A 9,702-nucleotide genomic window follows, 5' to 3' on the forward strand; every position below is an offset into this window, starting at 1 on the left:
TCTAGTTTTGAGAGATGTCTGGTGACGATGGCGAAGTGGACACACCTGTTCCCATCCCGAACACAGAAGTTAAGCACTTCAGCGCCGAAAATAGTACAATGTGCGAAGATAGGTCGTTGCCAGGCAAATCTTAATAACCGCCTAAATAGCTCAGTTGGTTAGAGCACCTGACTGTTAATCAGGGGGTCCTAGGTTCGAGTCCTAGTTTGGGCGCCACTCTTTAACAGTTAAAACAGCTTTTAGGCTGTTTTTTTTTCTGACGGTTGGTGAATAGTGTGTATGACACTAACACTTAACAGCCTAGTTAAAACATGAAACCATATTTTTATTTTTGAACGATTTTGATATACCGAAATATGCTATAATGACATTGCCAAACAATTCTAATAAGGAACTACAAAAGCGAGTATTTTATCCTTGAATTGTTTGGCGACGTTCCTTGGGATAAAATACTCGCTTTTGTAGTATAGGAACGTCATTATGCCAAAGACTATTTTTTGTATTTGTGGTACGAAAGCTGTTAAAAAAGGTAGGACTGCTTCAAATGTTCAAAGGTATCGATGTCTATCGTGCGGAAAGTCATTCTTAGCAGATAAAAAGTCAACAGGCTTTTTGAAACATTCGGGAAAGATTATCAAACAGTTTATTGGATTCATGATTGATGATGTATCCCTCGAAGTAGCTGCACGTAATTTATCGATTGATATTAAGACTGCTCATTACTATCGTCATCTTGTATTCGACACATTACGAGACTATCAGAGTACTATAAAACTTAATGGTACACTCTTGATTGATGAAACATTTATTCCGATTAGAGAAAAACCTTATAAACTACTTAGATCAGATGGTAAAGACATTAGAGGCCTGTCATTCAACCAATTGTGTATCATTACTATGATTGATTTGAACAGTATAGGCACTGCTAAAGTGTCTTCAAGAGCTAGTGCCCAACCTGAAGATTTCATTCGATTATTTAATATGAATATTGGTAATGTCCATTTAATCATTCACGATGGAAATCCTAAACAGGTTCAATTCATGAAGCAGTTCGATTGTCCTAGAATAAATCCTAGAAAATCAGACTTAACTGAATATTCGACCGATTTGGTTGATTCATTTCACAGTAGTTTGAAAAGATACTTATTCAAACATGCAGGATTCAAACTTAAGAATACCCAACACTATTTAAATTTCTTTGTTTATCGGTATAATCATCTTTCCAAAGATAAGAACTCAGATAAGAAAACAATCATATCTATTAAAGAAAAAATGATAATTGATCTATACAAAAAGGTCATTAAAGCAGATAAGCGAATAAAGTATACAGAATACTTGAAAGATTTAGGAATAACTGACATATTGGAGAATATAAGGTAGTCTATACACACTATTCACCAACCGTCAGTTTTTTTTTACTTTTCTTGAATTTTACATCTTTTCAAAGTTGGATATTATGATATAATAAAGATACATCGAGAAATTGCCTAAATAGCTCAGTTGGTTAGAGCACCTGACTGTTAATCAGGGGGTCCTAGGTTCGAGTCCTAGTTTGGGCGCCACTTCGCAATAATAGACCCTTTTGGGTCTTTTTATTTTTATTTGCAAAATCGATAGGAGTTTTAATATAGATCATAACATTATGAATGTATAAAATTTTAATAATGTAAAACTAAAATAGTGGAAAAACTCATTACAAAGAGATTTAGTTGCGTATTGATTTCGATAATAGGTGATAATAGATATTGAGGTTTAATTATGAGAAAAAACATTATCACCGTAGCGAAAGAACTTAATCTGGCACCCTCAACCGTTTCTAAGGTCTTAAATAATAATGGTCGTGTGAGTCAAAAAACACGTGAACGCGTGATGGCTTATGTTAAAGAAGTCGGTTATATTCAGGACGCTTCAGCACGCATTCTAAAGAGTAAAAAAGAGTTATACATTAGGAATTTTGTTCTCTCTGATATATCATTGGTTGGGTTAGAACACCCATTTTTCTCAAGCATTTTACAATCATTTAAAAACTATGTCGAAAAACATGGGTATGAGATAATTTTTGTTGTGAATAAAAATAGGTGACCGTGAGATGAGCTATCTCCAATGGTAAACTCGGCTTCTTCATGGGTTATATCGATGAAACCAGTGTACCTACAACATTCTATCTAGACGATATTCAACTTGAATTAGTGGGATATCGTAAGGATACCGTTAAACCATTCATCTTTGGTGCGAACGATATTACCCTCGTGAAGGGTACTGAATTCAACCCACTTGCAGGCGTATCCATGTTTGATAACCAAGATAAGACCCTGAGCAATGCAAGTATCGTTGTCACAGGTACAGTCGATACCGCAACTGCTGGCACTTATACACTTACTTATACTTTGACAGACCGTCAAGGCAATATAACCACCGTTGAAAGAGTTGTAACAGTTACAGAACCAGCTGTTTAAAACTCCACCTCCTAGATCGAAAAGGCATACGTCAGTGTGCCTTTTTGTTTTTCTTTAAAAACACTTCCATAAGGGATATCATTAAAATGATTTAGCCCTTTAGGGTATAATTAAAGAGAGGGATGCTTATGAAATACCTTAAACAGTTTATCAAAATTACCATCACGTTCTTTAAAGCAGTCATCAGACTGATTTTAGGGTTGCGCACACCTAAGGGATTATTAGCCCTATTCATTGCTTTCTTGATTTATTATGGATGGGCCATCGCTTTTATCGTTTACGGGACTATCGTAAAGAACCCTTGGTTCATCTCAATTGGAACATCGGTTGTAATATTTTGGATGGCACCGATGACCCCTTTCTTCGCGATTACCATTTTTACGACCCTATTCATTCAAAGAGTCATTCTTAGAGATCAAAACACCCAGTCCTTTCGAAAGATTTACCATATGTACTTGGGAGATGAAACAAAAGCTTCAGATGATAAAATCATCGCGTTGGTCGAAGAAAAGACAGACTTCGCTGATCCAACCGAAGAAGAACTTGAGGCGGCAAAATCTAAGCAATCCTAAGTGGTTTATGATAGAATAACTTTGGAGGAATTCATATATGCACTATTATCACGCACCGAATCATATCCGATTATTCAATGATGAAGGCACCTTGCTTGCAGAAGTTAAATTTCCTCGTATTGATGACAATACGGTCGAAATTAACCGTACATTTGTGGACCCTTCCTTAAGGGGACAAGGTATTGCTCATGAACTTTTGATGTATGCGTATAACGCCATCAAATCACAAGGTTTAAAGGCAATTCCAACCTGTAGTTACGCGCTCACTTGGTTTAAGCGTAACACAGATAAAAATGACATATTGGCACCCAATTTTGATTTAGAAGATAATTTAGCTAGTTGCAGTATCTAATAGGAGGGACTATGGATTTTATTACAGAACGTAACATGATTTATGCATGTGATAATGAAAAAGTCATTGCTGAAGTGACATTTCCTAATATCGATGACACCACTGTTGACATCAATCATACTTTTGTAGACCCTAGTTTAAGAGGTCAAGGGGTCGGCCAAAAATTATTGATTCTAGCTTATGAGACCATTAAGCAACAAGGCTATAAAGCTGTAGTTACCTGTCCATACGCAGTTAAATTTTTCGCGAATAATCCAAGTTACAGAGATATTCTAAAGTGAGAACTTAACCGTTCTCTTTTTTTTGGGGATGGGATTCAAATCCGATTACCTATGTTATAATACCTAATGGATTATGAAGAGGCACACCATGACAAAAAAACTTCAAAAAAATATTTTCATCCTCACACTCCCCATCTTCATCGAATTGCTTTTCTTCATCCTGATGGGATCTGTAGATACGGTGATGATATCAGCTTATGAAAAGTCGAATGCACTCGCCATTGGGAGTGTCGCTGCAGTAGGAAATGCCTCTACGGTCATCAACTTATTCGGTGTGCTGATCAACATTGTGTCAGCTGGTATTTCAGTAGTTGTCAGTCAGTATTTAGGGGCTAAGCATGAGGCTGGTGCGAAAAAATCCATCATGACAGGCATTCTTATGCAAGTCGTCATTGGATTACTAATCGCAGCCACACTCATCACTTTTGGGAATCTTTTATTTAAATTGATTGATACCCCAGTAGAAATCCAAGGTTTATCCTTTGACTATCTATTCTACACAGCCATTTCGCTATTATTTGTCGCGATTTCAAATGCGATATCAGCAGGATTAAGAAGCTATGGTCATGCTCACCAAATCATGGTGACTGTGATTATTGCTAACGTATTCAATATCGTATTTAATTTCATTTTCATCTACGGGTATTTGGGCTTTCCTGAAATGGGTGTAGCTGGTGCTGCCCTATCGACCATGTTGATGCGACTTCTGACCATGTTTGTCTCATTTTATTTATTAAAACGTTTGATTGGACTTTCAATCTTTAGGGTTCAATACGATGTTCAAAGTTTGAAGAAAATCCTAAAAGTAGGTGTCCCATCGGCATTAGAAAATATGACCTATAATTTCATGCAATTTGTCATTTTATCCTTTGTAAACAAACTCGGAACTGAGATGATAACAACACGAACTTATGTGAATACAGTCTTATCCTATATCTATTTATTTTCAGGTTCATTTGCCTCTGCAAACGCGATTATAACGGGGTATTACATCGGTGAAGAAGATTATGAGGGTGCGTATAAAAACACGCTTAAAACGACTTTTATTACAATCATGATAGTGACCTTTGTGACGCTTTTAGTTAACCTCGGATTACCCTTTATTGCAGGCTTTCTCACCGAGGATGAAACCATCATTAAAACGATGAGACAAATTTTCTTATTCGTCGTTTTACTTGAGATTGGACGAAGTTTAAATCTCATAATTATTCAGGCTCTAAGAGCTGCAGGCGATACTACATTCCCGCTCATTATGGCTGTATTCTCGATGCTTGGCATCGGTATTACAGCGTCTTATTTATTCACAAATACACTAGGTCTTGGCCTATTAGGCATTTATTTAGGAATTGCCTGTGATGAACTCACCAGAGGCGTCACCATGCTCATTCGCTGGCTTAAAAAAGTATGGATGCATAAATCATTGGTAAAGGAGAATTAAACATGAAACCAGTCATCATCGCTGTTGCAGGAGGGTCTGCTTCAGGTAAAACCACCGTTGTGAATGAGATTCTTGGGAAACTCGATTTAAAGAGTGTTGCGATCATCAAACATGACGACTATTATAAAGCTCAACACAACATCACTTTAGAAGAACGTACTCATGTGAACTATGACCATCCGAGTTCATTAGATAATGATCTTTTGGTCGAACACATCCGCACATTACTTTCTGGTAAACCCATATCAAAACCCATTTATGATTTTGAGAACTACGATCGAAGCAGTAAAACTGAGATTGTTGAACCCAAGAAAGTCATCATTCTCGAAGGGATCCTCATTCTAACCGACGAGCGCATCCGTCAATTATCTAACATCAAGCTGTTTGTTGAACTTGACGACGATACCCGTTTCATCCGCCGCTTACAAAGAGACATTAAAGAACGCGGTAGAAGCGTCGATTCCGTCATCAATCAGTATTTGAATACAGTAAAACCGATGCATCATAAATACGTTAAACCGACAAAGCGTTACGCCGATGTCATCATACCAAATGATTATAATCATGGGGTCGCGGTCGATATCATCGTATCCAGAATACAAAAAATCTTGGAGGAAACGGAATGATACTAATCATCGGAGCGATGGCCTCAGAAACGGAAGCCATAACGCATTTAGTTAAAGACCCTGACAACTTCACCTTAAATGGTAAAAATGCTGTTACAGGGGAAATTAATGGGCATTCTGTTATGATTTTGACAACAGGTGTCGGAAAAGTCAACGCTGCATTCGGGATTACTTCAGTACTGTCCTCTTATGATGTGGATTATGTCATTAATATTGGACTAGTAGGAGGATTCAAACCACTCACTTCTGGTGAAATGGTCTTTGTGGATGAAGCTCTTTACCACGATTTTGATCTATCGATTTTCGGGTATCAAAAGGGTCAAGTCCCGAATCTTCCCGAAGTTTTCAAACCAGATCCTGCTCAAGCTTTAATGGTTAAGGAGAAGATGAATATCAAGGGTGTCAAACTCTATACGGGTGATACCTTTATGACTGAAGTCATCGAACCCAATACGATTTGTGATATGGAAGGTGCTGCCTACTTTCAAGTATCACACCTCTTGAATACCAAAATCATTTCGATTAAAATTGTTTCAGATATTGTAGGTGAACCTTCACAGCTAGACGATTACAGTGCATTTGAAAGTGCTTGTAGTTTACGTTTTAAATCTTTGATTGACCAACTATTATCCTAGGAGGAGCATTATGAAAGGATTACTGATTCTATCCGATTTTTGTGAAGATACAGAAGCCCTATCGACACGCGCTTTACTTAAACGGGCTTTAATTGATGTAGATACCGTTACCATCAATCCAAATAAGATGATTACAACTGGATATGGATTAAAGGTTTTGGTTGATTATCATAAAGATGAAATCGATCTGGATGACTATGATTTCTTGATTGTGCCTGGTGGAAAATATGTCGCTTTAACCATTGAACACGATACCTATATTAAGTCGACAGTGAAAACCTTTGAAAAGAATGAAAAACTGATTTGTGCGATTTGTGCAGGACCTCGTTTTTTAGGTGTCATGGGTGTATTAAAAAACAAACATTACACGATTTATCCAGGCAATCAAAATGACGCTTTTGGAGGGGTTTATCATCCTGAACTTAAGGCGCTCACGGATGGCTTAGTAATCACAGCAAGAGGTGCTGGTGCAACCCTCGATTTTGCTTATGAAATCATCCGTTTTATTCAGGGTGAAACAGCAGCAAAAAAGATCCTCGAAAACATCGCTTATTAATTTGAAATTATTCGACTAATTTATATTGACAAACGCTTTTTTATTGGTATAATAATAAATGCGCTTGTCAAAATGTGGCCCGTTGGAGAAACGGTTAACTCACATGCCTTTCACGCATGCATTCACGGGTTCGAATCCCGTACGGGTCACCAAAATTGTACTCATAGCTCAATTGGATAGAGCGCTTGACTACGGATCAAGAGGTTGGGGGTTCAAGTCCTCCTGGGTACGCCATTTTTAATACGGGAAGTAGCTTAGCTTGGTAGAGCGCCTGGCTTGGGACCAGGAGGTCGCAGGTTCAAATCCTGTCTTCCCGACCATTTTTGCGGGTGTAGTTCAATGGTAGAACCTCAGCCTTCCAAGCTGATGACGTCGGTTCGATCCCGATCACCCGCTCCAATGAACAAATCAATCACCAAAACTGGTGATTTTTTTTTGCTTAATAATGATATAATAAATGCGTTAGAAACGTTTCTGGAGGACTTTTTATGTCTATTTATCCGATTATAGAATTTGATGATAACGACGATGTTTTCATTAGACCTTTTGTACGCATCGAAGGATTAATCGCGGTTGCACTATTTAGAAACGTCAAGTACGGTAGTATCATTTACGCTGGTGACGACTTAACGAATGATACCTGGGATTCACGCAAATGGAAATCGAGAACATCCATTAGAATGGCTTTAGTTTCATTTTGTCGTGATGTCGTCAAATCAATATAATAAAACTAATTAGAGGTAATCCTATGGAATTTAATGAAGTACATAAATACGAATTATTTGATGCAGTTGACATAAAGGGTAATAAACTCAATATCGATATGGTTAGAGGTCAAAAATACCCTGAAGGTTACTATCATGTAGTGATTGAAATTATCACAATGAATGAAAAAGGCCAAGTTTTGGTAACCAAAAGACACCCAAAGAAAAATTATGGGCTCTATTGGGAAATTACAGGGGGGTCCATCCTTAAAGGCGAAAGCATCATACAGGGAGCCATTCGCGAACTCAAAGAAGAAACCAATCTAGTAACCACCGAAGATCAATTGAAATTGGTCTATGATGAAGTCTATCACGATGGTCTCTTTAAAGGCTTCTTTCACCAAATTGATACTCGGAATCAAGTAATTATCTTACAAGCCGATGAAACGATTGAATATCAATGGATTGATAAATGTGAATTTGTCAGTTTCATCAACCGCGAAGACTTTATTCCACAGACAAGAAAACGCATCCTTAGAGCTTGGGAAATATTGGAAGATTATATCTATTGTCCATAATTGGCACACTTCGTGTGCCATTTCTTTTTTTAATAGAAAATACTTTAAAAATGCAATAAAAATTTGATTTATTCGACATTTTGTGACAAAATTAATATAAATAGGAGGCACATCATGACAGAATTTTTAAGAGATTATGGAATTTATGTACTCGGGGGAATCGTTATTCTATTCGTGATCATCACGTATTTTTTATCGAGAAAACCAGAAAAAGTCGAAGAACCCGCTAAACCTACTCCAAAACCAGAGGTAGTCGTTAAACCTGAATCTGTAGAGGTAACGGATCAACCCGTTCCAATCGCTGTAGTAGAAGAAAAACCCGTTGTACCATTGGAAAAGATGCCTGAAGAAATCGATGATAAAGTTGCTGAACAGAACGTCGAAGCAGCTTGGAATAAAGTGGCTACACCCAGTGAGGGAACTCAACAACCGGGAGTTGACAAGAAGCCTAATGCGAAACCATCCCCCAAGAAGGAGACGGTAGTAAAAGCAGAGACGGTTGACGAAGTCGATGAAGATGCAGATGAAGAAGCTGCACTCAAACGAATCGTAAAAAATCCAAAATACCATATTTCAATGAATAAAGACGAAAAGAGCCCTTATTTTAAGAAATGGCGTGTTCGTAAAGAGGGGTCAACCAAGACCATTAAATATTTCGATACCCAAAAAGAAGCGATTGACTATGCACAAGGACTTGCAGAGAAAGCAAGCACATCTGTAGTCATTCATAAAGTTGACGGATCGATTCGTAAGCAGGATTACTCCAAGAAATAAACCATTCTAAAAGCACGCCAAACACGTGCTTTTTCTAAAAAAAGGGGATAAAACATGGATACCATTTACATCTTCATCGTTTTAGGACTTTTTATCATACTCACAGTATCTCTAAGGATCGTTCCAAGAGACAGTTTTGGGGTATTGGAACAATTTGAAAAAATCCATCGTGTTTATACTGAACCTGGTATTCACTTTGTGTTACCATTTGTTCAAAAGATGTATGTTTATAGCTATCTAACAACGGTGGATTTCAATTCAGTTTTGATTGCGCCTGCACACAAGACTGGTTTTTATCTCACGATGACTATTTCAGTTAAAATTAACGATATCAAAAAGTATCATACGCTCATAAAGCCGATGGTCTTACACGACGAACTTTTGATCGTCATGGCGAAATTCTTGGATGATACACCCTACTCCGTGACATTAAGTAACGATTTGAGTCAATACCTATCAAAATATCTCAGTAGCCCAGATTACCCTTTTACAACAACACACATTCAAATCATAGATCTTAAAATCGCTTAGCCAGTCTTCAGACTGGTTTTATTTTAAGCAAATCACGTGATATTTCGAAATCGAAATGATAAACTATACGTGAGGTGACTAACTATCTAATGTCAAGCGATATTTACAGATAAATACTAAAAACCTCCCGAACAACAAAAAATTGGAGGTATGCTTACAATTATGGATGATTATTTAATCGCCACAGATTTAATAATAA

At 37.4% G+C, this 9,702-nt stretch carries 14 protein-coding genes, 6 tRNA genes and 1 rRNA gene; all 21 read left to right on the top strand.

The features are described from left to right. Positions 1 to 17 precede the first annotated feature (17 nt). Positions 18 to 125 (top strand): 5S ribosomal RNA (gene rrf, locus N7603_RS08710). 14 nt (positions 126 to 139) lie between these two features. Continuing rightward, positions 140 to 216: transfer RNA gene (locus tag N7603_RS08715), tRNA-Asn, on the top strand. Positions 217 to 480: 264 nt separating this feature from the next. After that, on the top strand, positions 481 to 1,380 hold the full coding sequence (locus N7603_RS08720) for an IS1/IS1595 family N-terminal zinc-binding domain-containing protein (RefSeq protein WP_262097046.1): 900 nt from the start codon (positions 481 to 483) through the stop codon (positions 1,378 to 1,380). Positions 1,381 to 1,485: 105 nt separating this feature from the next. After that, a tRNA-Asn gene (locus N7603_RS08725) sits at positions 1,486 to 1,562 on the top strand. A 196-nt stretch (positions 1,563 to 1,758) separates the two neighbouring features. Then, on the top strand, positions 1,759 to 2,082 hold the full coding sequence (locus N7603_RS08730; protein WP_262097047.1) for a LacI family DNA-binding transcriptional regulator: 324 nt from the start codon (positions 1,759 to 1,761) through the stop codon (positions 2,080 to 2,082). A 41-nt stretch (positions 2,083 to 2,123) separates the two neighbouring features. Beyond that, positions 2,124 to 2,456, top strand: a complete 333-nt coding sequence (locus tag N7603_RS08735; RefSeq protein WP_262097048.1) for an immunoglobulin-like domain-containing protein — start codon at positions 2,124 to 2,126, stop codon at positions 2,454 to 2,456. A gap of 128 nt (positions 2,457 to 2,584) precedes the next feature. Then, positions 2,585 to 3,028: a hypothetical protein gene (locus N7603_RS08740; RefSeq protein ID WP_262097049.1), complete on the top strand. Its 444-nt coding sequence runs from the start codon at positions 2,585 to 2,587 to the stop codon at positions 3,026 to 3,028. Between the two features lie 37 nt (positions 3,029 to 3,065). After that, a complete protein-coding gene (locus tag N7603_RS08745; RefSeq protein WP_262097050.1) occupies positions 3,066 to 3,380 on the top strand; it encodes a GNAT family N-acetyltransferase in 315 nt (104 codons plus the stop codon). An 11-nt stretch (positions 3,381 to 3,391) separates the two neighbouring features. Continuing rightward, positions 3,392 to 3,661: a GNAT family N-acetyltransferase gene (locus tag N7603_RS08750; RefSeq protein WP_262097051.1), complete on the top strand. Its 270-nt coding sequence runs from the start codon at positions 3,392 to 3,394 to the stop codon at positions 3,659 to 3,661. Between the two features lie 88 nt (positions 3,662 to 3,749). Then, entirely contained in the window at positions 3,750 to 5,099 is a 1,350-nt protein-coding gene (locus N7603_RS08755; protein ID WP_262097052.1) for an MATE family efflux transporter, read from the top strand. 2 nt (positions 5,100 to 5,101) lie between these two features. After that, complete coding sequence (gene udk / locus N7603_RS08760; protein WP_262097053.1) at positions 5,102 to 5,725, top strand: uridine kinase; 624 nt, start codon at positions 5,102 to 5,104, stop codon at positions 5,723 to 5,725. Next, the gene (mtnN, locus tag N7603_RS08765) at positions 5,722 to 6,360 is read left to right on the top strand and encodes a 5'-methylthioadenosine/S-adenosylhomocysteine nucleosidase (RefSeq protein ID WP_262097054.1); all 639 of its coding nucleotides are present in this window, start codon (positions 5,722 to 5,724) and stop codon (positions 6,358 to 6,360) included. The genes udk and mtnN overlap by 4 nt, the downstream gene beginning before the upstream one ends. 10 nt (positions 6,361 to 6,370) lie before the next feature. Beyond that, positions 6,371 to 6,916, top strand: coding sequence for a DJ-1/PfpI family protein (locus N7603_RS08770; protein WP_262097055.1), 546 nt, complete (start codon positions 6,371 to 6,373; stop codon positions 6,914 to 6,916). A gap of 76 nt (positions 6,917 to 6,992) precedes the next feature. Continuing rightward, positions 6,993 to 7,068 (top strand) — tRNA-Glu (locus N7603_RS08775). Positions 7,069 to 7,073: 5 nt separating this feature from the next. Beyond that, positions 7,074 to 7,150 (top strand) — tRNA-Arg (locus N7603_RS08780). 9 nt (positions 7,151 to 7,159) lie between these two features. Further along, a tRNA-Pro gene (locus N7603_RS08785) sits at positions 7,160 to 7,236 on the top strand. 5 nt (positions 7,237 to 7,241) lie between these two features. Then, positions 7,242 to 7,315: transfer RNA gene (locus N7603_RS08790), tRNA-Gly, on the top strand. 89 nt (positions 7,316 to 7,404) lie between these two features. Further along, a complete protein-coding gene (locus N7603_RS08795) occupies positions 7,405 to 7,641 on the top strand; it encodes a hypothetical protein (RefSeq protein ID WP_262097056.1) in 237 nt (78 codons plus the stop codon). Positions 7,642 to 7,664: 23 nt separating this feature from the next. Beyond that, on the top strand, positions 7,665 to 8,198 hold the full coding sequence (locus tag N7603_RS08800) for an NUDIX hydrolase (RefSeq protein ID WP_262097057.1): 534 nt from the start codon (positions 7,665 to 7,667) through the stop codon (positions 8,196 to 8,198). 114 nt (positions 8,199 to 8,312) lie between these two features. Continuing rightward, positions 8,313 to 8,972, top strand: a complete 660-nt coding sequence (locus N7603_RS08805; RefSeq protein ID WP_262097058.1) for a DUF2188 domain-containing protein — start codon at positions 8,313 to 8,315, stop codon at positions 8,970 to 8,972. Between the two features lie 54 nt (positions 8,973 to 9,026). Then, a complete protein-coding gene (locus N7603_RS08810; protein WP_262097059.1) occupies positions 9,027 to 9,503 on the top strand; it encodes an SPFH domain-containing protein in 477 nt (158 codons plus the stop codon). Positions 9,504 to 9,702: the final 199 nt, after the last annotated feature.

The sequence above is a fragment of the Paracholeplasma vituli genome (genome assembly GCF_025446935.1).
Lineage (GTDB): Bacteria > Bacillota_I > Bacilli_A > Acholeplasmatales > UBA5453 > Paracholeplasma > Paracholeplasma vituli.